The sequence below is a fragment of the Pseudoxanthomonas spadix BD-a59 genome, from assembly GCF_000233915.3.
In the GTDB taxonomy this organism is placed as follows: domain Bacteria; phylum Pseudomonadota; class Gammaproteobacteria; order Xanthomonadales; family Xanthomonadaceae; genus Pseudoxanthomonas_A; species Pseudoxanthomonas_A spadix.
In genome coordinates this window covers 1,780,290-1,801,846 of the sequence record NC_016147.2, presented here as the reverse complement: position 1 = coordinate 1,801,846, position 21,557 = coordinate 1,780,290, and the positions used below count along the sequence as shown (strand labels likewise).

Annotated in this window: 21 protein-coding genes and 1 tRNA gene; 16 read left to right on the top strand and 6 right to left on the bottom strand. The window is 65.0% G+C overall.

The genetic code is table 11. The features are described from left to right. Positions 1-190: 190 nt before the first annotated feature. The 6 genes from DSC_RS08020 to DSC_RS16615 all read right to left on the bottom strand — a co-directional run bounded on the left by DSC_RS08020 (position 191) and on the right by DSC_RS16615 (position 5,135). On the bottom strand, positions 191-1,135 hold the full coding sequence (locus tag DSC_RS08020) for a catechol 2,3-dioxygenase (RefSeq protein ID WP_014160656.1): 945 nt from the start codon (positions 1,133-1,135) through the stop codon (positions 191-193). Positions 1,136-1,225: 90 nt separating this feature from the next. After that, positions 1,226-1,582: a 2Fe-2S iron-sulfur cluster binding domain-containing protein gene (locus DSC_RS08015; RefSeq protein ID WP_043290482.1), complete on the bottom strand. Its 357-nt coding sequence runs from the start codon at positions 1,580-1,582 to the stop codon at positions 1,226-1,228. Between the two features lie 547 nt (positions 1,583-2,129). Beyond that, positions 2,130-2,480, bottom strand: a complete 351-nt coding sequence (locus DSC_RS16075) for a non-heme iron oxygenase ferredoxin subunit (protein ID WP_238527628.1) — start codon at positions 2,478-2,480, stop codon at positions 2,130-2,132. Then, positions 2,473-2,976, bottom strand: coding sequence for a hydroxyphenylacetyl-CoA thioesterase PaaI (gene paaI / locus DSC_RS16070; protein WP_014160653.1), 504 nt, complete (start codon positions 2,974-2,976; stop codon positions 2,473-2,475). Before paaI ends, DSC_RS16075 begins: the two co-directional genes overlap by 8 nt. Beyond that, complete coding sequence (locus DSC_RS08010; RefSeq protein WP_014160652.1) at positions 2,973-4,553, bottom strand: class I adenylate-forming enzyme family protein; 1,581 nt, start codon at positions 4,551-4,553, stop codon at positions 2,973-2,975. Before DSC_RS08010 ends, paaI begins: the two co-directional genes overlap by 4 nt. Positions 4,554-4,925: 372 nt before the next feature. Next, entirely contained in the window at positions 4,926-5,135 is a 210-nt protein-coding gene (locus DSC_RS16615; RefSeq protein WP_148268107.1) for a hypothetical protein, read from the bottom strand. A 739-nt stretch (positions 5,136-5,874) separates the two neighbouring features. Between DSC_RS16615 and DSC_RS16065 the strand changes: the two genes are divergently transcribed. From DSC_RS16065 to DSC_RS07945, 16 genes are all read left to right on the top strand, one after another. Further along, a complete protein-coding gene (locus DSC_RS16065; protein WP_337998568.1) occupies positions 5,875-6,222 on the top strand; it encodes a non-heme iron oxygenase ferredoxin subunit in 348 nt (115 codons plus the stop codon). A gap of 80 nt (positions 6,223-6,302) precedes the next feature. After that, complete coding sequence (locus tag DSC_RS17080) at positions 6,303-6,764, top strand: Rieske 2Fe-2S domain-containing protein (protein ID WP_014160650.1); 462 nt, start codon at positions 6,303-6,305, stop codon at positions 6,762-6,764. A 392-nt stretch (positions 6,765-7,156) separates the two neighbouring features. Then, on the top strand, positions 7,157-7,294 hold the full coding sequence (locus tag DSC_RS17075; RefSeq protein WP_202944874.1) for a hypothetical protein: 138 nt from the start codon (positions 7,157-7,159) through the stop codon (positions 7,292-7,294). Between the two features lie 176 nt (positions 7,295-7,470). Then, on the top strand, positions 7,471-8,517 hold the full coding sequence (locus DSC_RS16055) for an alcohol dehydrogenase catalytic domain-containing protein (protein WP_083833510.1): 1,047 nt from the start codon (positions 7,471-7,473) through the stop codon (positions 8,515-8,517). 126 nt (positions 8,518-8,643) lie between these two features. Then, on the top strand, positions 8,644-8,985 hold the full coding sequence (locus DSC_RS08000) for a RidA family protein (protein ID WP_014160648.1): 342 nt from the start codon (positions 8,644-8,646) through the stop codon (positions 8,983-8,985). Positions 8,986-9,059: 74 nt separating this feature from the next. After that, positions 9,060-9,617, top strand: coding sequence for a 2'-5' RNA ligase family protein (locus tag DSC_RS15695; protein WP_014160647.1), 558 nt, complete (start codon positions 9,060-9,062; stop codon positions 9,615-9,617). 485 nt (positions 9,618-10,102) lie between these two features. Beyond that, positions 10,103-12,556, top strand: a complete 2,454-nt coding sequence (locus DSC_RS07990; RefSeq protein WP_193384081.1) for a DNA internalization-related competence protein ComEC/Rec2 — start codon at positions 10,103-10,105, stop codon at positions 12,554-12,556. 9 nt (positions 12,557-12,565) lie between these two features. After that, on the top strand, positions 12,566-13,195 hold the full coding sequence (locus DSC_RS17000) for a MotA/TolQ/ExbB proton channel family protein (protein WP_014160644.1): 630 nt from the start codon (positions 12,566-12,568) through the stop codon (positions 13,193-13,195). A gap of 10 nt (positions 13,196-13,205) precedes the next feature. After that, the gene (locus DSC_RS07980) at positions 13,206-13,628 is read left to right on the top strand and encodes an ExbD/TolR family protein (protein WP_043291116.1); all 423 of its coding nucleotides are present in this window, start codon (positions 13,206-13,208) and stop codon (positions 13,626-13,628) included. Next, entirely contained in the window at positions 13,625-15,379 is a 1,755-nt protein-coding gene (msbA, locus tag DSC_RS07975) for a lipid A export permease/ATP-binding protein MsbA (RefSeq protein WP_014160642.1), read from the top strand. The genes DSC_RS07980 and msbA overlap by 4 nt, the downstream gene beginning before the upstream one ends. Beyond that, positions 15,376-16,389 carry a tetraacyldisaccharide 4'-kinase gene (lpxK, locus tag DSC_RS07970; protein WP_014160641.1) on the top strand — a complete coding sequence of 338 codons (1,014 nt, stop codon included), beginning with the start codon at positions 15,376-15,378 and terminating at the stop codon, positions 16,387-16,389. Before msbA ends, lpxK begins: the two co-directional genes overlap by 4 nt. A 145-nt stretch (positions 16,390-16,534) precedes the next feature. After that, positions 16,535-17,314, top strand: coding sequence for a 3-deoxy-manno-octulosonate cytidylyltransferase (gene kdsB, locus DSC_RS07965; protein WP_014160640.1), 780 nt, complete (start codon positions 16,535-16,537; stop codon positions 17,312-17,314). 109 nt (positions 17,315-17,423) lie between these two features. After that, a complete protein-coding gene (locus DSC_RS07960) occupies positions 17,424-18,848 on the top strand; it encodes a hypothetical protein (protein ID WP_014160639.1) in 1,425 nt (474 codons plus the stop codon). Beyond that, entirely contained in the window at positions 18,845-20,797 is a 1,953-nt protein-coding gene (gene uvrC, locus DSC_RS07955) for an excinuclease ABC subunit UvrC (protein ID WP_043290481.1), read from the top strand. Before DSC_RS07960 ends, uvrC begins: the two co-directional genes overlap by 4 nt. After that, entirely contained in the window at positions 20,794-21,441 is a 648-nt protein-coding gene (pgsA, locus tag DSC_RS16050; protein ID WP_014160637.1) for a CDP-diacylglycerol--glycerol-3-phosphate 3-phosphatidyltransferase, read from the top strand. The genes uvrC and pgsA overlap by 4 nt, the downstream gene beginning before the upstream one ends. Next, positions 21,432-21,507 (top strand) — tRNA-Gly (locus tag DSC_RS07945). The genes pgsA and DSC_RS07945 overlap by 10 nt, the downstream gene beginning before the upstream one ends. Positions 21,508-21,557: the final 50 nt, after the last annotated feature.

The following is a 21,557-nucleotide window of genomic DNA, read 5'->3' as shown; positions in this document are numbered from 1 at the left end:
GATGCTCCTTACCTGTCCGGCCGCAAGCCAGACCGCCGCAGGCAAGCCTGCCTGTGCGCATAGTTCATAGGCCGCTCGGACCCGCCCGAAACGCCGTTCCCAGCGCCTCGCTGGCGGTTCGACATCCCGCCTGACGCCGCTTCCCGCGCCAAGCTTGCTGGGAGCGGAAAGCGCAATCGCACCGCCGCGATCAGGTATAGACGTTGGTAAAGCTCTCCTCCAGCACCCCGGTATGGTAGAAGATGCCACGTGCTGCCTGGTCTTCGGTCCAGGTAATGACGGGCTTGTCGGGTTGCGCCTGGTATCCGAGGCCGGCGAAGGTTTCATTGCGGTTGCCGGAAGGGTCAAAGAAATAAATGGTTTCACCGCGCGTGAGGCCGTGCCTGGTTGGCGGCACGTCGATGCGGGTGCGGTTCTTGGCCATGATGTCGCCAGCCTTGAGGATGTCGTGCCACGAATCGAGGAAGAACGACACGTGATGCAGGCCTGGACGATCGCCACCGACGAAGGCGATGTCATGTGGCTTGCTGGAGCACGACAGGAATGAGGACAGCTGGATCGATCCGCCTGGGCCGACCAGGATTTGTTCGGTCTGAAAAAACCCGAGCGCTTCCTTGAAGAATCTGGTGTTCTCCTCGACCTTGTTGATGCCTTTTTCCGGGTTCAATTCGCACATCAGCAACACATGGTCGAGCCAATGCGAGCCGGCGCCGCGCAAATCGTCCGGCCAGGGATCAGGATTGGTGGAGCCGACATCGGTATCGACACATTCTTTCTGCGCATACAAGCGCATGTCGTGTCCGCTCGGCAGGTTGAACTTCAGCATACGGCCGACGAAAGGCAGCGAATTCTCCTTCAGAAACTCGGTCTTGACGCCTTTGGCTTCGATGGCGGTCCTAAAGACATCCAGGTCCTGGTCGCTTTCGACCTTGTAGGCAACATGGTTCATGCCGGCGTGGTCGGCAAGGCTCAGGATCACCGAGTACTTGTCCCACTCGTCCCAGCACTTCAGATAGACATTGCCTTGGTCATCCTTGTGCGTGACCTTCATGCCCACGACATTTTCATAATGTTTGAGCGCCGCCTCCATGTCCATCACGCGGAGGGCAACATGACCTATTCTCATCACACCCATTTTCTATCTCCTCAGGCTCTATTGGTTACGCGAGTTACGACCCAAACCCCGGCCCGCCCAGCGCAGCTGAAATCGGCGGGTGCAATTTGCTCATGTCACGATCGCCCCCCAGGGGCTGCGTGTGATCGCTTTCTTCAATTTTCCAACCACTTCGACTTCGATGGCGCTGGCTGGCGCGACTCGGCAAGCTAGCACGATTCCCTGCGCCTCTTCCTGCTCGTTGACGTGAACGCGGCTCATCGGGCCGGTCTTGTTTACCTTGCCGCTGCGGATCGCGACCTTGCACACGCCGCAGCCGCCATTCAGGCAGCCCGCCGGAATGCCCTTCCTACCCAGACGTGCCATGCCTTGCAAAAGCGTTTCATCGGCCGAGCAACGATAGACCGCATCGTTGTCCACGATATGAATCTGGTAAATTGCGGGAACGGCTTGGCTTGACACCGGCATGCAACCCTCCACTGCCCGTGAATGTGACTCGTTCATGCTAGCACCCATCGCTTCAATGTGATCCCCATATCGGTGAGACGCACCATTTCCACCGCACCGCCGCTCCTGATCAGGCCCCCGGACGGGGGGGGCGATCGCGGTTCGGCGTTATCCAATCCGAGGCGGCCACGCGGTCATGCACAACCGCGTACCTGCTTCGGCCAACCCGAGCAGCGGAAGTCGGCCAGATTGATCGGCTGAATGCGCTCCAGGCTAATCGATGGGCGTGCTGCGCTCCGGACAGGACGGATCGACCAGCGCAACACGGCTGGCCACGGCCGGTTCAGCATGTCCAGGAACCCGTCCCTCGGGCACGACTGTGATTCAGCTCCACGCCGACACCCTGACCGACGGCCATCGCCAGTCTGAGGCTTCAGCGGCACGTTCCTGTCCGTGGGCCACCAGTCTCTCGGTTGACCCACCGCACTGCCGACCTTCAAATCGTTCAGGGTTGCCTCAAAAATTTTCGGCCTCACCCGTGTGATGTCATGGACGCCTGCTCGATCTCTCAGCCTCCATCTTCGCTGTCCAGGCGTGCATAGATTCGGCCGTTTTCCACCACGACTGGATAGACAGCCAGTGGCTTGGTACAGGGAAATGTGGTTGCGGCGCCGGTGCGGATATCAAACGTGCCGCCGTGAAAAGGACATTCAACCTGGCCGTCGAAAATCTCGCCGTCACAAAGCGACGCTGCACCATGCGTACAAGTATCGTCCGTTGCAAAGAACTCGTCGCCCAGGCGAAAGACGGCGATCGGCGCTCGTCCAGCCAGTTCCACCAGGGTGCCGCAATCCGGCTGGACATCCGCAGTCTGCGCAAGAAAAGTCAATTCGCGCTGCTTGTTTGCTTGATCAGGCACTCGTGTCTCCGAAGCTTGCCTCGTCATCCAGAACGGCCTGTCCGACGTTGAAATAACGGCCATGCAGTTCCGCGATCTGGCGGTTGTTTTGATCAACGACCTTCACCAAGGTGGTGCCAGTGGTGCGGCCGACGTAGGTCACTTCCGAATGTGCGTACAAGTGATCGCCCTTTTTCGCTGGACGCATGAAATCAATATGACAGTTTAAGCCGACGGCGGCATTGTTGCGGGTGCTCGACGCATAAGCAAAAGCCGCATCCGCCAAGGTAAAAATGTAACCACCATGGCAAGTGTCATAGGCATTCAACATTTCCTCGGTTACCGCCATCGACAGCGCGATACGTCCTGGACCACCCGACTTGATTGTAATGCCGAGACCCTCCGATACGCGGTCTTTGGAACGCAGCTTGGCGATGCATCGCTTGGCCAGTGCGTCGGCATGCGACTGGCCCGCAGTGGCGGCCGTGGCCGCAGGTTGGTTGGTGTTCTGTTTCATTCAATCTCCGTGTTCCAGGGCACCAGACCTTTTTCGGAACTCAGCCACTTTTTTATTTCCGCTTTCTTGACCTTGGCGTTCGAAGTCTTTGGCAACTCATCGACAAATACTACATGTTTTGGCGTTTCCTGCTTGCTCAGCTTGCCATTGCAGAACGCGATGATGTCTGCGGCCGTCGCGTCCTGGTGCGTGGATCGCCGATTGACCACTGCCACGACAGCCTCGCCCCATTCAGGGTGGGGCACGCCAACCACTGCCACTTCCAGAATCGCCGGATGGTCGACCAGCACCGCTTCGACGGTGGTTGGGAAGACATTGACTGCGCCTGTGATGATCATGAATTTCTGCCGGTCAAGCAGGTACAGATAACCGCGTTCATCAAGTTGGCCGATATCGTTGGTGCGCAGCCAGCCGTCTTTCAATACCTCGGCGGTCTCCGCTGGCATGTCCATATAACCTTTCATCATGGTCGTGCCGCGCAGCCAGATCTCACCCTTGGTACCGGGAGGCACTGGCCTGCCTTCCTCGTCGCGGATCGAACAGTCGAAATGGAGGCCCAGGCGGCCGACTGACTTCAGCAGCTCCGGCTCCGATTCAAGCGCGAGTTTGTGGTCCTGCTCGGTGAGAAACGTGACCCAGCCGCCGCTTGACTCGGTCAGCGCATAGGTCTGGATCATCTGGACCTTGAAGCTTTCGCGTGCGTCGCGGATAAGCTTCGGCGTGGCAGGTGACGAGCCGTAAACCAACACCCGCATCGATGACATGTCGTATTGGCCGGTTTGGTACTCGGTGATCGCGCGATGGATCATCGTCGGCACCAGCAGACCCACCGTCACGCGGAAGCGCCCGACATCGCGCAGGTAGGTATCAATCTTGAAGGAACCGTCAGGAATCACCGTGGTCATGGCGTTGCCGAGGCCATAGCAATTCATGAGGACCACCACCCAGGCGGATGCGGCGGGCATATACCAGACATCATCCGGGTTAAAGCCGAACGAAATCACCGAGTGAATGACGCAGTCGGAGCCGCCTCGCTGCGTCAGCATCACGCCTTTGGGAACGCCGGTGGTTCCGGAGGTATAGCTGATGAGCAGCAGGTCGTCTGGTGCGAGTTCCGGCCATTCGGGCTCGCCCGTCGCTTCGCTCAGCAGCTTTTCATAATCGAATGCAAAGTCGTGCTCACCATTATATCCGATCAGTGTGATGCCGAGATCTTCGATCTCCTCGCGTTGTTCTACAACCATGCTCTTAACGCGTGCATCGACCAGCAAAACTCGCGTCTTGCTGTTCTTGAGAACATGCTTCATTTCTGGCCATGCGTATTGTGTATTGACGCCGACCCTTGCTGCACCCATCTTCATGCAGGCATAAAAGTGCTCATACACCTCGATGGATTCAAGCGTCATGATGGAGACGGTCGAACCTTTGCCGAACCCCATGTTTTGCAAGGCGACTGCAAAGCGGTCAGACCGCTCATTCATCTGCTTCCAGGTGGCTTTATGGTCCCCACAGTAATACGCCACTTTGGTTGGGTAGTTGTTGGCGCAGCGCTTGATCATCTGGCGTAGATAAAGCATGAAGGTCTCGTCTCCTGTTCTTTGTTGTCTCGGCGAATATTTATGGGATCACTGAAAAACAAGCCACTGGTCTCCAGCCGCACTGCTGCCAACGTTCCCATTGGCTCCTTTTGCCCGGTCTCTGCCAGGCTCACCAGCAACCAAGGCGCTTCAGCGACTTCCATCGAACCCGCGAAATACGGGATCTGGAAACCCTCTTCGTGCTGGGAGTTCAAAATCGGTGGACGCTATATTTTTATTATTTCTACTGTACCTTCGTATCTGTGGCGCGCCTCCAGCTGATGGTTACGGGCCCGGCGCCTCTCCAGAGTTAATCGTCGCGTCAAGGAAGAGCCCTCACCCAAATGATCGCCGAGGAGACCTAGCCGGTCATCAGGGCGGCAAGCATGAATCATTGACAGGTTCCTGGGAGGCCTCGATGCCGAGCGGATCAAGCAGGTCTCGGTCCAGTCCGTGCACCCAACCCCGCTGCGCGCGAATCAGAAACTTCATTTTCACGCTTCTGCCGCTGCGCATCATGCTGCCGCAGCGCGCACAGCGGCTGGACAGGATAGCGGTCGATTCGTCGCTCTTGAGCACCACGCAGGCTTCCTCCCGGCCAGTCGTGCGGTGCTGGTACTTGCTCCCTCCGAACTTCGGTGGAAAAGTGAAAAATGTCCAGCCGCCAATGAGAGCCTGCCACCTTTCTTTAGGTCTTTAGGACAACCCATTGTACTTTTCAAGCCCGGCGTGCGCTCCTCGTGCGGATCAGGCAATCCAGACCCCTCGCTGGGCTAGCAGGGGAGGGACACCACCTTCCAATGCCCAATGCACTTCTCGTCTTGCCCGGTTTTGTCGATAGCGAAACAACCGGCGCCGAGTGCGTAAACATACCAATTGATTGGTATTAATGGTACTAACAATTTTCCGGCGGTGTCAAGCGGTCTCCCGGAATCCCTTAAACGGACAATTTTTCAATGAAATCAAAAGCTTACGGTATAAAACGCTTCTCGCCGGCGTGGCCGACGCGTCATGATGCGGGTCGGCGCCTAAAGATCTGCATCTGGCGCTCCACCGGGGCCGGGGGCGGGGTGCCCAGATTCGGGCCGGCGAGGACGTAATTTTGCTCCGGGCGCCCTGGGTCGCGCGTCCAAGCACGCGATAGCGGGCGGCCGCCTCATTTTTGCTGCAGTGCAATATAGCTCAGCCGAGTGAGGAATGATAAGGTTCCTCTAGAGACGATTGCACGCGAGCCCCCCGTCCCGTTAAGGCCTGTACGTGGCGGGATGGTGCGGTACCTAACTTGTAAGCATTGCCATGCTGTCGACGGCGTAAATGGCTGATGGGACTGAGATTCATGGGACACATTGAACAAGAGAACCTGGTAGAACTGATCGCGTGTGACGAGGTGGAGGAGGATTTTGGCGCAAAGGTCGAGCGAGAGGGGGCTCCCCCGTTGGCAGTGTTCCGATTGGGCGACGAGTTCTTTGTCATCGACGATACGTGCACGCATGGTGATGCATCTCTATCGGACGGAGAGTTATTTTCGAATGGAGAGGTGAGTTGTCCGTTCCATGGCGGGACATTTGACGTCAGAAGTGGCGCCGCATGCAAATATCCTTGTGTGGTGCCGATCAAAACCTACAGGACCAGGATCATAAATAATTCGGTCTGGATTGATTTAAGTTGATTTTGTGCGGTTTTTGCGTTGCAGGTGGCGGGGGTTTTGCACTTGAACGCGCTTCAACTCATTGATAATGGAGTAGACAAATGAACATGTTGGAAAAGACGATTCCTTTCCTGGATCAAGCTGAATCCGGGCCACGACGGGTCAGTCGTGAGATATTCACGAGCCCCGAGCTTTTCGAGCTTGAGTTTCCCAGGATCTGGGAAAAGGTCTGGGTCTATGGCGCCCATGAGAGCGAGATCGCCAAGCCTCGCTCGTTCGTTACCCGGTGGGTCGGCCGCGTGCCGGTCATTATCAACCGCAACAAGGCCGGCGAAATCAATGCGTTTGTAAATGTATGTACGCACAGAGGTGCAACGCTGTGCCGCGTTTCCAAGGGAACGCGTGCAAATTTTGTCTGCCCGTTTCACGGCTGGGCATTTGACGATAACGGTTCCTTGATCGCCCCGATGAATGAGCAAGACGCCGGCTACCCCGATGGCTTCGAAAAGAAGGTGACGGTTATCACGTTGCGGCCACTCATGCAAACTATGTTCAGACCCTAAAAAACCGGGCGAGTTCCACCACCAAGGGTCAGAAGACGAAGGCCATGAATGTGGGAGACCTCCCGAATGCCCGGGGTGGTTATTATGACTTGAAGAACGGCCATACCCTTATCTGGTCGGACTGGACAAATCCTCAGGATAGGCCTCTGTTTCCTGTGAAGGACGAGCTCAAGTCGCGCATGGGGGCAGGTTGAGAAATCTGCTCATTTATCCCAACGTGTTTTTCATGGACCAGACCAGCAGTCAGATCAGGGTATTTCGTCCCTTGGCGGTGGATAAGACGGAAGTGACGATCTACTGTTTTGCCCCACCGATCTCTGACGGAGTTTTCCGAGGTCCAGAAGGGTTCGCGGGCGCATGATGTGGTTCGCTGGAGCGACATGTCCAGAGGCATGAGTCATGAAATCTTGGGTCCCGACGATCTCGCAAAAGAATTGGGCATCAGTCCGGCGAGTAGTGGTGCAAAAATCGAAGATGAAGGGATCTTCCTGGCGCAGCACGCCAGGGTGGCTGGAACTCATGGGGCTTGAAGGAGAGCAGTAATGGCTGAATGGAGAAACCACGACGTTTTACGGAACCTACCATTACCATCTTATCGAAGATGGAAGCGAGTTCCGTATCGGGGCCAAGAAAGTCATTGTGATGAATGATTTGATTCCCACTGTGCTTGATATCTATAACATTTGACCTTTGGGCGAGTGGCGCGATGTTGGCGATAAGAAAAATTACCGCCGGGCATGGGGGTCTGTCTGTAGACGATGTGCCTGCGCCAAAGGAGGCCCGCGGCAGCGACGTATTGGTGAAGGTCGAGGCAGCTGGAATCTGCGGTACTGACCTGCTGATCTACAAGTGGGGCGACTTTGCGAAGCGGATGAAACTGCCGACCATCATCGGTCACGAGATCAGTGGGGTGGTTGAACAGGTCGGTTCGGACGTCAAGGGCCTGCGACCCGGAATGCGAGTCAGTCTGGAGAGCCATGTTCCTTGTGGAGTCTGCTACACCTGTCGGCGTGGTTGGGCCCATGTGTGTCCTCATACGCGCTATCCAGGCGTCGACTTTGACGGGGGGTTTGCCCCGTTCGTCATGGTTCCGGAAAGTGTGTGTTGGCCGGTGCCGCCTGAAATCTCTCCACTGCAGGCGGCCATGATGGAGCCTTTTGGACTGGCGGTACACGCCAGCATGGAGGGTTCCGGGGTCTCGGGATTGAATGTCCTTGTCTCTGGTTGCGGGCCGATCGGACTGATGAACATTGCAGCTGCCCGGGCATTGGGCGCAAGCAAGGTGATTGCTACGGATGTCCATCCGCTCCGCCTGGCCGCGGCAGCCAGGATGGGGGTCGACGAATGTGTCAATGCAGCTGATGACAGTGTTTACGAGACGGTGCGCTCATTGCTCGGTGAGAGAGGGGTCGATGTCGCGATTGACTACTCTGGGCAGGCGTCGGCACTGAAAGCGCTTATTCAATCCATCACTCATGGGGGTGAGTTGCGGCTGATGGGCGTTCCCTCGCAGGAGATTTCACTCAACCTGGAAGAGTGGCTCTTCAAGGGACTTGTGGTCCGTGGGCTTCATGGAAGAGGCCTTTTCGAAACCTGGGAACGTTCAACAACTCTCCTCGCCAACGGGCGTGTCGACTTGTCTTCGCTTGTTTCGCATCGCGTGGCCCTTTCCGATGCACAGGATGCGTTTGAAATGGCCTTGAATGGAAAGTCGTTAAAAATCCTGTTTGAGCCCAATGGCGCATGTGCCTGAGTTATGGTGCTGAAGCTGGCGCACGAGCGTGAGCGTCCCTTCCAGCCGTTCGCGCAGGAGTCTCTTGGCAGGAGCATGACGGGCCGGTAGCGTTGCGCGCTTACCTCCTCACGAGCGTGTCCTCGCATGATCCAGCGTTTCGATTCCGGCCCCCGCATGTCCGAGATGACCGTGCATAACGGCGTGGCCTACCTTGCCGGTCAGATTGCCGAATCCGGTGGAGACATCGGCACCCAGACCCGCCAGGTGCTTGCCGAGATCGATGCGCTGCTTGCCAGGGCCGGCAGTGACAAGTCCAGGATCCTGCGCGCGGAGATCTTCATGGCCGACCTGGCTGAGTTTTCCGGCATGAACGCCGAGTGGGAAGCCTGGGTCGCCCCGGGCCACACCCCGGCCCGCGCCACCGTGCAGGCGCAGTTGGCAAGGCCGGAGTGGAAGGTCGAGATCATCATTACCGCTGCGGTCTGATGCGGGGCCGAGCTGGATGCGGCTGGGCACCCCGCCAGCGGGTCGCAGCGCCTCTTGGGGAGTCTTCGAAGGTGATGCACGACGACCTCTTCGCCCGCTCCGATGCGCAGCTGCTGAGCCTGTTCTTCGCCCTGATGCCTTCCGCGAGCGACCAGGCGGCGCTTGACGAAGCCGCGCGCCTGCATGCCACGCGCTTTGGCCGGATGAAACCCATCTTGGCAGCCAAGCGCCATGTGACCTTGCTTTACCTGGGCCAGCCGATGGACGAGCAGATTCCCTCGCTGGTCGCCGGTGCGGGGCGGGCGATGGCGACGATCCAGGGCGAGTCCTTCGTGCTGACACTGGACCAGGTGGCGGTGTTCGGCCGTAATTCGGTGGTGCTGGCAGCCTCGCAGACCCCACGCGCGCTGGCCGAGCTGGAGCAGCGCGTGCGCCTTGCGGCCCTGCTCAACCGGCTGCTGCTGGCCAGGGCGCCGGCGTTCCATCCGCACCTGACCCTTGGCCACAACGACGGTCGCCGCGTCGCGCCGGTGAATTGCCCACCGGTGCGTCTGGCCTTGGACACCGTCGTCCTGCTGCGCGGGGCGGGCGACGCGCCTTACCAGGAACTGGGGCGCTGGTCGCTGGCGTGATCCGGCAGCGACCGGCGTCCGCCGACCTGGGCCATGACCGCCGCCGCGGCCAGCACGACGGCGGCGATCAGGAGCGCGGTGGCAATGCAAGGCAGACTGGCTGCGGTCCGACCGGGGTCGAGGTCACCGCGCCGAAGAGCACCGGCGACAGCAACCAGGCGTAACGCTTAGGCTGTCGTTGGTGCCCCGTAGCTGGCCATGCTCGAAGTCGGACATTCGCCGGGGGCATCGGCGACTGCGGGGTTGGCATCGCCAGGCCCCATGGCGCCTTGGGCAGCATCGCTGCCAAGAACAGCCAGCGGGTCGGTCCCAGCCCCATGCAGGCGATGGCGGTGCTGCAGGCGGTGCTGGCGCCGCAACGCGATGGCCCGCGTGATCCGGGGCGGGCGATTCGGATTTTCCCCACGCGCCGGCGCGGCCTGCGCCGATCGCCCGGTCTGCCGTGCCCGCGCATGCTGTGGCATCGATATGGCAGGAGGCCTTCGATGGCGATCACCCAGGCGCGGGCACGCGGTGCCGGACGGATCTGGCAGCGGGTCCGCACGTTGTGCCGGGCCGCGTCCGCGGTGCATCTGGCGCCGTTCGGGGCCTGGGCCGCACTGTGGCTGCTGGTCGGCGTGTGCGGATGCCTGCTGTTGCCGGCGCAGCCATCGCTGCGATGGCTGCTGCCGATGCTGGGCGTCGGCGCCGTGCTGTGGTGGCGCTGCGGGGCGATGCCCGGGCGCGGCCTGGGCGTGGTGCTGACCGGCTTGGCGCTGGCCGGCGTCCAGGCGAGCTGGGCGCTGTCGGCGCAGCTGCCGGAGCGCTGGGAACGGCGCGACCTGGTCATCGAAGGGCGCATCGCCGGCCTGCCACAGGCCGAAGCCCGGCGCACGCGGTTCGACTTTGTCGCCGATGCCTGCCCCGGCGCGCAGACGCCGGGCTGCGGCAGGCGCCTGCAACTGGCCTGGTACGACGATTTCGGCGCCACCGCGCCAGGCCCGCGCACCCAATTGCAGGCCGGCGCGCGCTGGCACCTGGTGGTGCGGCTGCGCGCACCGCGGGGGTTGGCCAATCCAGGCGGCTTCGACAGCGAGCGCCATGCGCTGTCGCGGCGGGTGAGCGCGACCGGCTATGTGCGCCAGGTCGAGCAGGCGCGGGCCCTGTCCGCCGCGGCCGGGGTCGATGGCTGGCGCGCGCGCATGTCGGCACGGATCGCGGCGCAGGCGCCGGCCGGTTCACAGCGGTTCGTGCGCGCGCTGGCGCTGGGCGATACCGGCGGCCTGGATGATGCCGACTGGAGCACGCTGCGGGCCGCGGGCCTGACCCATCTGATTGCGATCTCCGGCTTCCACGTCGGCCTGGTGGCCGGCTTCGGCGCCTTGCTGGCGGCTGGACTCTGGCGTCTGTTTCCGCGCCTGGGCCGGCGCTTTCCGCGGGCGATGGCGGCGGGCGTGGCGGCCATGGCATTGGCCGCCGGCTATGCGGTGCTGTCCGGGTTCTCGCTGCCGACCGTGCGCACGCTGCTGATGATCGCGGTGGTGGCGCTGGCACGGTGCGGGCGAAGGCGTGCCAGCGCTGCCCAATCGCTGGCGCTGGCCACCATCGCGGTCCTGCTGGCCGATCCGTTGTCGCCGCTGACGGCCGGTTTCTGGCTCAGCTTTGCCGGCGTCGGCTGGCTGCTGTGGTGCCTGCCGCGCAGCGACGCGCCGCTGCTGCGGCAGTTCCTGTCCGCGCAGGGCGTGGCCACGCTGGGGCTGCTGCCGCTGACGGTGGTGCTGTTCGGCCAGGCCTCGCTGGCCGGGCCGTTGGCCAACCTGGTCGCGATCCCCTGGTGGAGCCTGGTGGTGGTGCCGCTGGCGTTGCTGGGGACCGCGCTGGAGGCGCTGCACGCCGGCTGGGGCGGTTGGGCGTGGTCGCTGGCCGGGCATGCGTTCGCGCCGAGCTGGGAGCTGTTCGGATGGATGGCGCGCAGCCGCTTCGCGCTGTGGTGGCTGGCCGAAGGGGCGTGGTACGCGTTGCCGCTGGCCCTGATCGGCGCGTTCTGGCTGCTGCTGCCGCGTGGTGTACCCGGCAAGGCGTTGGCGGCCCTGCTGTGGCTTCCGTTGCTGTGGCCGGACACCGACCGGCCGGCAGTGGGCGAGGCGGCCCTGACCGTGCTCGACGTCGGCCAGGGCCTGTCGGTGCTGGTCCGTACTCGCGCGCACGCGCTGCTGTTCGATACCGGCCCGGCCGTGGCCGACGGCTTCGACGCCGGCGAGCGGGTCGTGGTGCCGGCCTTGCACGCCCTGGGGGTGGCGCGGCTGGACCGGGTGATGGTCAGCCACGGCGATGCCGACCATGCCGGCGGCCTGGGCGCAGTGCGGCTGGGCCTGCCGGTGCTGGAAGTACTGAGCCCGGCGGGCGCGCCGGTGCCGCTGCAGAGCGCCTGTCGCGCCGGCCAGGCCTGGTACTGGGACGGCGTGCGTTTCGAGGTGCTGCATCCGGCGCGCGGCTTTCCCTACCTGGGCAACGAGGCCAGCTGCGTGCTGCGGGTGGACACCGCGCACGGCGCGGCGCTGCTGGCCGGCGACATCGGCCAGGTGATCGAACGCGACCTGCTCGCGCGCAAGCCCGGCAAGCTGCACGCGCAAGTGGTGCTGGTCGCGCACCACGGCAGCGAGAAATCGTCCGATCCGGGCTTCGTCCAGGCCACCGGTGCGCGCCTGGCGCTGGTCTCGGCCGGCTACGGCAATCGCTTTGGCCATCCGCGCCCGCAGATCGTGCGGCGCTGGCAACACGCCGGGGCCGAAGTGCTCAATACCGCCGACAGCGGCGCACTGGGCGTGTGGCTGCGCGCCGACGGCCTGGCCGTGCGCGAGCGCCGGCGCTGGAAGCCGCGGCTGTGGGACGCGGTCCAGGCAAAACGGGCGGCTGGGCTATCCTATCGGCCTGCAACTACACGGCCCGGCGTGCCGTAAGGATTGAACGTGCTGGAACTGGTGAAGGCGGGTGGCTGGCCCATGATCCCGCTGCTGCTGCTGGCTGTGCTGGCCCTGGCCATCGTGGTGGAACGGTTCTGGAGCCTGCGTCGCAAGGAAATCCTGCCGCCGGGCCTGGGCGAGGAAGTCCGCCGCTGGGCACTGTCGGCCAACCTGGAGCCCTCGCACATCGAATCGCTGCGCCAGACCTCGCCGCTGGGCGCGCTGCTGGCCGCCGCGCTGGACGTGCGCCACCGCTCGCGCGATGTCGTGCGCGAGCGCATCGAGGATACCGGTCGCCATCTGGTCCATCGCATGGAGCGCTTTCTCAACACCCTGGGCACCATCGCCGCGGCCGGGCCGTTGCTGGGCCTGCTGGGTACGGTGATCGGCATGATCCAGATGTTCCTGGGGATTCTCGACCACGGGGTGGGCGATGTGACCCAGCTCGCCGGCGGCATCGGCAAGGCGCTGGTGTGCACCGCGACCGGCATGCTGGTGGCGATCCCGGCGCTGATCTTCCATCGCTATTTCCGCGGCAAGGTCACCGGTTATGTGATCGAGATGGAGCAGCAGGCCATGGCCCTGTCCGATGCGCTGGAAGCGCGCAACGCCGCCGCCGCGCGGCCCCAAGCCTGAGCTGCGCCGCATGCGCATCCGCGACGACCGCGCCCACGACGAGCCGGAGATCAACCTGATCCCGCTGATCGACGTGATCCTGGTGCTGGTCATCTTCTTTGTGATCACCACCACCTTCGACGCGCGCTCGACCCTGCAGCTGCAGCTGCCCTCGGCCTCGCAGCAGGCGTCCGAGGCGCCGGCCAGGGCGCTGAGCGTGCTGGTCAATGCCGAAGGCCGTTATTTCGTCGGCGACAGCGAGGTACTGCGCACCGATGTCGATGCGCTCAAGCAGGCCATCGCCCAGGCCGCCGGCAACGACCGCGATCGCCCGGTGATGCTGCGTGCCGATGCCCGCACCCCGCATCAGGCCGTGGTGACCGCGCTGGACGCGCTGGCCCAGCTGAACTTCAAGCGCGTGTCCATCGCCACCGCGCCGGAGCCGGCCAAGTGAATGCAGCCTTCAACGGCTCGGCCTGGAAGACCTACCGCCGGCTGCTGACCTTTGCCAAGCCGTATCGTGGCCTGCTGGTGCTGGCGGCGCTGGCCGCGCTGGTCGAAGCCGCCGGTAGCAGCCTGTTCCTGTGGCTGATGAAGCCGATCACCGATGAGACCTTCGTCTCCAAGAACATGGAGTTTGCCGCCTGGCTGCCGGCGGCCATCATCGCGGTGTTCCTGGTGCGCGGCATCGCCGGCTACCTGACCGACATGTCGATGGGCCGCGCGGCGCGCAGCGTGGCGCGCGACCTGCGCGTGCGGGTGCTGGGCAAGTACCTGCGCCTGCCCGGTTCGCGCTTCGATGCCGAGCCGGTGCCGTCGATGCTGGTGCGCCTGGGTTCGGATTCGGACCAGGTCGCCCAGGCCGCAGTCGATGCGCTCAAGACCATGGTCCAGCAGTCGCTGCAGGTCATCGGCGCGCTGTGCATCATGCTCTACATCAGCTGGCAGGTGACCATTTCGGTCCTGGTGCTGGCCCCCCCGCTGGCCTTCGTGATGAACAAGGTCGCCAAGCGCTACCGCCGGGTCAGCCACCGCATCCAGGAAAGCGGCGCGCAGCTGCTGCAGGCGGCCGACCAGACCCTGTCCAACCAGCAGGAAGTGAAGGTCTACGGCGCCCAGCCCGAGGAACTGCGGCGCTACGCCACCCTGGCCGACAACAATCTGCGCCTGGCGATGAAGGTCGAAGCCACCCGCGGCCTGTCTTCGGCCCTGGTCCAGATGATGGGCGCGATCGGCCTGGCCGGACTGCTGCTGCTGGCCGGGCACGAAGCGGCCGCTGGCCGCCTGACCGCCGGCGGCTTCGTCAGCCTGATGGTGTCGATGATCGGCATCATTCCCGCGTTGAAGAGTCTCACCAGCGTGCAGAACGTCCTGCAGCGCGGGGTGGCCTCGGCCGAGCGCCTGTTTTCGGTCCTGGACGCGCCGGACGAGATGGACACCGGGTTGCGCCCGCTGGCACGCGCCAGGGGGATGATCGAGTTCCGCGACGTCAGCGCGCGCTACCCCGGCCAGGCCAAACCGGCACTGGAGCACATCAGCTTTGTCGCCCGGCCCGGCACCGTCACCGCGATCGTCGGGCGTTCGGGCAGCGGCAAATCCACCCTGATCAAGCTGATCCCGCGTTTCTATGAGCCGGAAGGCGGCCAGATCCTGGTCGATGGCGTGCCCCTGCAGGAGTACGCGCTGGCGGACCTGCGCCGGCAGATCGCGCTGGTCGGCCAGCAGGTGATGCTGTTCGATGGCAGCGTCACGGCCAATGTGGCCTATGGCGAGATGCGCTCGGCCGATCCGCAGGCGCTGGACAAGGCGCTGCGCGATGCGCACGCGATGGAGTTCATCGAACAATTGCCGGAGCGCAAGGACACCCCGATCGGGGTCAAGGGCAGCAGGCTCTCCGGCGGCCAGCGTCAGCGCCTGGCCCTGGCCCGGGCGATGCTCAAGGACGCGCCGATCCTGATCCTGGACGAAGCCACCGCTGCGCTGGACAACGAATCCGAGCGCCTGGTCCAGGATGCGCTGACCCAGCTGATGCCCGACCGCACCACCCTGGTCATCGCCCACCGGCTGTCCACCATCGAACACGCCGACCAGGTGCTGGTGCTGGATCACGGCAAGCTGGTCGAGCAGGGCACCCACGCCGAGCTGCTGGCCAGGGGTGGGCTGTACGCGCAGCTGCATGGTGCGCAGTTCCGCGAAGCGCAATGAGCAAGGCCCCGCGGACCCCGCGCCACTGGTTCGACGGCGCCCCGGTGCCGCCGGTCGCACGCCTGCTCGAACCGGTCTACGCCGGCGCCCTGAAGCTGCGCGCCGGCCTGTTCGGTCTGCACCTGCTGCGCCGCAAGCGCGCGCCGGTGCCGGTGATCGTGGTCGGCAACCTCACCGTCGGCGGCACCGGCAAGACCCCGCTGACCATCGCCCTGGTCAAGCGCCTGCGCGCTGCCGGCTGGAATCCGGGCGTGGCCAGCCGTGGCTACGGCCGCCACGATCAAGCCACCCCGCGCTGGGTGGAGCTGCAGACCACGCCGGCAGAAGGCGGCGATGAGCCGGTGCTGATCGCACGTCGTACCGGCGTGCCCGTGCGCGTGGACCGCGATCGGGTGGCCGCCGCGCGGGCGCTGGCGGCAGCTGGCTGCGACATCGTGGTCTGCGACGACGGCCTGCAGCATTACCGCTTGCGTCGCGACCTGGAGATCGAGGTCATCGACGGCCGTCGTCGCTATGGCAATGGCCGCCTGCTGCCGGCCGGGCCGCTGCGTGAACCGGCCGTGCGGGCAGCGCGCTGCGATTTCCGGGTGGTCAACGGTGGCAGCGCGGGCTTCGGCGAATGGCCGATGACCTTGCGTCCGGAGGGTGCGGTCCCGCTGGCGGGCGGCAAGCCCCTGCCGCTCACCGCCTTCGGCGGGCATCGCGTGCATGCGGTGGCCGGCATCGGCAATCCGGCACGGTTCTTCGACATGCTGCGCGACTACGGGATCGGCGTGGTGCCGCATGCCTTTGACGACCACCACGCCTACACGGCGCAGGATCTGCAGTTCGGCAGTCAGCTGCCGGTGCTGATGACCGAAAAGGACGCAGTCAAGTGCGCGCCGTTCGCCAGCGCGTGGAGCTACAGCGTGCCGATCGACGCTGAACTGCCCGAGGCGTTCTGGGTCGCGCTCGAGGCGCGCTTGCAGCTGCTGCGCGAACCGGCCGCCGGCCGCGGCAGCAGGCGCTGAGCGGCCGCGCCGGCGTTGCCTGTGGCCCTCATGGCGTGCGACGCACTGCCCGGAGCCTACAGACGTGGACCTTTAAACTGGTCCGCGCTGCCACCACGCCATCCATCTGGATGGTGTGTCCTGCAACCCGCGCGGAGGCGCCTGCATGCCTGAGCTGAACGAACCCTTCGTCGTCGCCATTCCCGCGCGGCACGATGCCTCGCGCCTGCCGGGCAAGCCGCTGCGCCTGCTGGGCGGCCGGCCGCTGGTGCTGCACGTGGCCGAGCGCGCCCTGGCCGCGGGCGCGCACCAGGTGTGGGTGGCCACCGACGACGAACGCGTGGCGCGGGTACTGGACGGGCAGGGCGTGCAGGTGGCGATGACCGCGACCGGCCACGCCTCCGGCAGCGACCGTCTGGCCGAATGCGCGCGGATCGCCGGCTGGGGCGATGGCGCCCTGGTGGTGAACCTGCAGGGCGACGAGCCGTTCGCCCCACCCGAAGGCATCCGCGCGGTGGCCGCGGCACTGTCGTCCAGCGGCCATCCCATGGCCACGCTGGCCACCCCGATCGAGCAGGCCGCGCAGCTCTTCGACCCCAACACGGTCAAGCTGGTCACCGACGCGCGCGGCGATGCGCTGTATTTCAGCCGGGCGCCGCTGCCGTGGCATCGCGACGGGTTCGCCCGCAGCCGCCAGGTGTTGCCGGAATCGGCGGCGCCGTTCCTGCGCCACATCGGCATCTATGCCTACCGCGCCGGGTTCCTGCGCCAGTTTGCTGCATTGCCGCCGGGGCGGCTGGAGCGGACCGAGTCGCTCGAACAACTGCGCGCGCTGGAAGCGGGCTTCAGGATTGCCGTGGCGCTGACCCCGGTCGCGTTTCCGCCCGGCGTGGATACACTCGAGGACCTGGAACGCGCCCAGCGCCATCTGGATGGTCTGGCGTGATCGAGGCGGCAGGGTGCGCAGGTGATGTCGATGTCTGGCGATGGGGCGAACCGGCCGTCCAGGCGGTCGGCGCGCGCCGATCGGGTGGACCGGGCTCCGGCATAATCTCATGCACATGACGCCCCTCCACGCACCGGACTTTCCCCACGGCCTGCACTGGCTCAATGCCGCCCCCACCGAACTGCGATCACTGCAGGGCAGCGTGGTGGCGTTGGCCTTCGTCGATCCTGCCTCGGCCTGGTGCATGCAGCGCCTGGCCGACCTGGCCGTGCTGGAACGGCGCTACCGCGGTCGCCTGCAGGTGCGGATCCTGGCCCAGCCGCGCTTCGATGCGCACCGCGATCCGCTGGCCACGCTCAAGCGCCTGCGCCGGCATGGGGTGAGCCTGCCGGTCGCGCACGACCGGGACTGGCATGCCTGGCAGCGCTTCAACATCGAGTCCTGGCCCACGGTGGTGCTGATCGACGCGCACGGCATGCTGGCCGATCGCATCGTCGGCACGCCCGGCGTGGGAGCACTGGAAGCGGCGGTGAGCGCATTGTGCGAGCAGGTCCTCGAGCCGCCGGGCACCACGCGCGCCGTCGAAACCAACCCCGAGCCACGCGCGCCGCTGCGCTTTCCCACTGGCCTGGTCGTCACCGCCGAGCGCCTGTACGTGGCCGACACCGGCCACCATCAGATCCTGGAATGCACCCACGCCGGCCGGGTGCTACGCCGGTTCGGCAATGGCACCGCCGACGCGCTGGATGGCGAGCCGGAAATCGCCAGCTTCTGCCGGCCCAATGGCCTGTCGCTGCTGCGCGAGGAGCTCTACGTGGCCGATACCGGCAACCACCTGCTGCGCCGGATCAACCTGCGCAGCGGCGCGGTCCAGACCGTGCTGGGCAATCGTCTCACCCGCACCCCGGCCGAAGGCCCGATCCAGTCGCTGCAGGATGTCTCGCTGCCCTCGCCAACCGCGCTGGTGGCCGGCAACAGCTACCTGCACCTGACCCTGGCCGGTGACAACCGCATCTGGACCTGGAACCAGAGCGCCGGCCTGGGGATACTGGAATGCCGGGCCGGCTCGGGCCAACTGGGCCAGCGCGACGGCGCCGGGATCCTGGCCAGCTTCGCCCAGCCCTCTGGCCTGGCCCAGGTCCAGCAGGCGCTGTACGTGGCCGATACCCTGGGCTCCTCGATTCGCGGCGTGCAGCTGCGCGGCGACCTGACCCAGACCCTGGTCGGGCAGGGCATGTGGGAATTCGGCGACGCCGACGGCCAGCGCCAGCAGGCGCGGCTGCAGGCGCCGGAGGCCCTGGCGCTGGATCCGGATGCGCCGCTGCTGTGGATCGCCGACACCGGCAACGGCTGCATCCGCAGCCTGCGCCTGGGTGGCGGGGTGGTCACCCGGCTGGACCTGCGCAAGCTGGCCGGCCCGGCCGGCGTGGCTGCCTTCGGTGGCAAGCTGTGGATCTGCGAAACCGACGCCCATGCGGTGCTGTGCCTGGACCTGGCAAGCAACACGCTGACCCAGGTCCCGATCGACGAATGAGCCGTCACCCTGTGCAAGACCCGCAACACCCCTTCGACGGCAAGGCCTTCGCCGCTGGCCTGAGCACCGCCCCTGGCGTCTATCGCATGTACGCAGCCGACGGCACGCTGCTGTACGTGGGCAAGGCGCGCGCGCTGCGCAACCGGGTTGGCAGCTATTTCAACAACGCCCCGCGCAACCCGCGCACGCTGGCGATGATCGCCCAGATCGCGCGCATGGACGTGACCGTCACCGGCACCGAATCCGAAGCGTTGCTGCTGGAAAACCAGCTGATCAAGTCGCTGGCGCCGCGCTACAACGTGTCCCTGCGCGATGACAAGAGCTATCCCTACGTGCTGCTGACCGCCGAGGCGTTCCCGCGGATCGCCCTGCACCGCGGCCCGCGCGCGATCCAGGGGCGTTACTTCGGCCCGTATGCCAGCGCCGGTGCGGTGCGCGACACGCTCAACCTGATGCAGAAGCTGTTCAAGTTGCGCAACTGCGAGGACAGCGTGTTCCGCAACCGCACCCGGCCGTGCCTGCAGTTCCAGATCGGCCGCTGCACCGCGCCGTGCGTGGGCCTGGTGAGCCAGGCCGACTATGACCAGTCGGTGCATCGCGCTTCGCTGTTTCTGGGCGGGCGCAGCGACGAACTCAGCGATGAGCTGACTGCCGAAATGGAGCGCGCCGCCGCCAGGCTGGACTTCGAGGAAGCCGCGCGCCTGCGCGACCTGCTGCAGCGGCTGCGCGGCATGCAGTCGCGCCAATACGTGGACGGCCACGCGGCCGACCTGGACGCGCTGGCCTGCGCGATGCACGGCAGCACCGCCTGCGTGCTGCTGCTGGCCTTTCGCGACGGCCGCAACCTGGGCACGCGCGCCTTTTACCCACGCACCAACGGCGAGGAGAGCGCCGAGGAAGTGCTGGCCGCCTTCGTTTCCCAGTACTACGCCGAGCAGCTGGCCCCGCGCGAGATCCTGCTGGACCGCGAGATTCCCGAGGCCGAGCTGATCGAGGCCGCGCTCAGCACCGCCGCCAACCGCAAGGTGCAGCTGAAGTGGAACGTGCGCGGCGAGCGCGCCGGGTACCTGGACCTGGCCAGGCGCAATGCCGAGATCACCCTGGCCACCGAGATGACCAGCCGCAACGCCCAGAGCGCACGCAGTGCCGCGTTGCAGGAGCTGCTGGGCCTGTCCGAGCCGGCCCAGCGAATCGAGTGCTTCGACATCAGCCACACCATGGGCGAGGCGACCGTGGCCTCGTGTGTGGTGTTCGACCAAAACGGCCCGGTGCGCTCGCAGTACCGGCGCTTCAACATCACCGGGATCGCGCCCGGGGACGACTATGGGGCCATGCGCCAGGCGATCGAGCGCCGCTTCCGCCGGGCGATGGAGGAGGGTGAAGAAGCGCGCTTGCGAAGCACGGGTTCGCGCGCCGACCAAGGCCCGGGCGCTGCCGGCGAGGGCCAGTCGGGCAGGATGTTGCCGGACGTGCTGCTGATCGACGGCGGCACCGGCCAGCTCAACCAGGCCCGCGCCGCGCTGGCCGACCTGGGTGTCGATGGCGTGACCCTGGTCGGTGTGGCCAAGGGCGTGGAACGTCGCGCCGGCCACGAGACCCTGATCCTGGCCGATGGTCGCCAGGTCCATCCCGGCGCGGCCTCGCCGGCGCTGCAGCTGGTCCAGCAGGTGCGCGACGAGGCGCACCGCTTTGCCATCACCGGCCACCGCGGCAAGCGGCAGAAGGCGCGCATGACCTCCAAACTGGAGGACATCGCCGGCATCGGCCCGCGCCGCCGGGCCAACCTGCTCAAGCATTTCGGCGGATTGTCCGGGCTCAAGGCCGCCGGCGTGGAGCAGATCGCGCGCGTGGAAGGGATCAATCACGCGCTCGCCGAGCGCATCTACGCTAACCTGCACGGGCTGTCTGCACCGGCCAATCCCACCGTGCCCGGGCCCGATCGAACATGAAGTTGACCATCCCCACCTGGCTGACCCTGCTCCGGATCGTGCTGATCCCGGTGCTGGTGGTGGTCTTCTACCTGCCGTTCTGGTGGACCAGCATCGCCTCGGTCACGGTGTTCACCGTGGCGGCGGTGACCGACTGGCTCGACGGCTGGATCGCGCGCCGCTGGCACCAGTCCTCGGCCTTCGGCGCGTTCCTGGACCCGGTGGCCGACAAGCTGATGGTGGCCGTGGCGCTGTTCCTGATCGTGCAGGGCCATCCCACCCCGTGGATGGCGTTCTGGGCGGCGGTGATCGTCGGTCGCGAGATCGCCGTGTCCGCACTGCGCGAATGGATGGCCGAGATCGGCCAGCGCGGCAAGGTCAAGGTGGCCTGGATCGGCAAGGTCAAGACCACCGTGCAGATGATCGCCCTGGCCTGCCTGCTGTATTCGGTGCGCCCGGCCAACCATGGCCTGAGCCAGATCTGGATGAGCGTGCCGGTGTTCCACATCGGCGACTGGCTGCTGGCGGTGGCCGCGCTGCTGACCCTGTTCTCCGGCTACCAGTACCTGCGCGCCGCCTGGCCGAGCCTGCGCCAGGACGAGCAGGCGGCCGTTGACAGCGGCAGGAAAGACACTACAATTTCGCCTCTCGAAACGCGGGATTAGCTCAGTTGGTAGAGCGCAACCTTGCCAAGGTTGAGGTCGAGAGTTCGAGTCTCTTATCCCGCTCCATGTTTCAAGACGCGCTTGAAGGCTGGTTTGCTTCCAGGGCGTCAATGAAA

Coding starts and splice junctions, on each gene's coding strand:
- DSC_RS08020 (WP_014160656.1), bottom strand. CDS start 1,135: ATGGGTGTGATGAGAATAGGTCATGTTGCCCTCCGCGTGATGGACATG.
- DSC_RS08015 (WP_043290482.1), bottom strand. CDS start 1,582: ATGCCGGTGTCAAGCCAAGCCGTTCCCGCAATTTACCAGATTCATATC.
- paaI (WP_014160653.1), bottom strand. CDS start 2,976: ATGAAACAGAACACCAACCAACCTGCGGCCACGGCCGCCACTGCGGGC.
- DSC_RS08010 (WP_014160652.1), bottom strand. CDS start 4,553: ATGCTTTATCTACGCCAGATGATCAAGCGCTGCGCCAACAACTACCCA.
- DSC_RS16065 (WP_337998568.1), top strand. CDS start 5,875: ATGGGACTGAGATTCATGGGACACATTGAACAAGAGAACCTGGTAGAA.
- DSC_RS17080 (WP_014160650.1), top strand. CDS start 6,303: ATGAACATGTTGGAAAAGACGATTCCTTTCCTGGATCAAGCTGAATCC.
- DSC_RS17075 (WP_202944874.1), top strand. CDS start 7,157: ATGAGTCATGAAATCTTGGGTCCCGACGATCTCGCAAAAGAATTGGGC.
- DSC_RS16055 (WP_083833510.1), top strand. CDS start 7,471: ATGTTGGCGATAAGAAAAATTACCGCCGGGCATGGGGGTCTGTCTGTA.
- DSC_RS08000 (WP_014160648.1), top strand. CDS start 8,644: ATGATCCAGCGTTTCGATTCCGGCCCCCGCATGTCCGAGATGACCGTG.
- DSC_RS15695 (WP_014160647.1), top strand. CDS start 9,060: ATGCACGACGACCTCTTCGCCCGCTCCGATGCGCAGCTGCTGAGCCTG.
- DSC_RS07990 (WP_193384081.1), top strand. CDS start 10,103: ATGGCGATCACCCAGGCGCGGGCACGCGGTGCCGGACGGATCTGGCAG.
- DSC_RS07980 (WP_043291116.1), top strand. CDS start 13,206: ATGCGCATCCGCGACGACCGCGCCCACGACGAGCCGGAGATCAACCTG.
- lpxK (WP_014160641.1), top strand. CDS start 15,376: ATGAGCAAGGCCCCGCGGACCCCGCGCCACTGGTTCGACGGCGCCCCG.
- kdsB (WP_014160640.1), top strand. CDS start 16,535: ATGCCTGAGCTGAACGAACCCTTCGTCGTCGCCATTCCCGCGCGGCAC.
- DSC_RS07960 (WP_014160639.1), top strand. CDS start 17,424: ATGCACATGACGCCCCTCCACGCACCGGACTTTCCCCACGGCCTGCAC.
- uvrC (WP_043290481.1), top strand. CDS start 18,845: ATGAGCCGTCACCCTGTGCAAGACCCGCAACACCCCTTCGACGGCAAG.
- pgsA (WP_014160637.1), top strand. CDS start 20,794: ATGAAGTTGACCATCCCCACCTGGCTGACCCTGCTCCGGATCGTGCTG.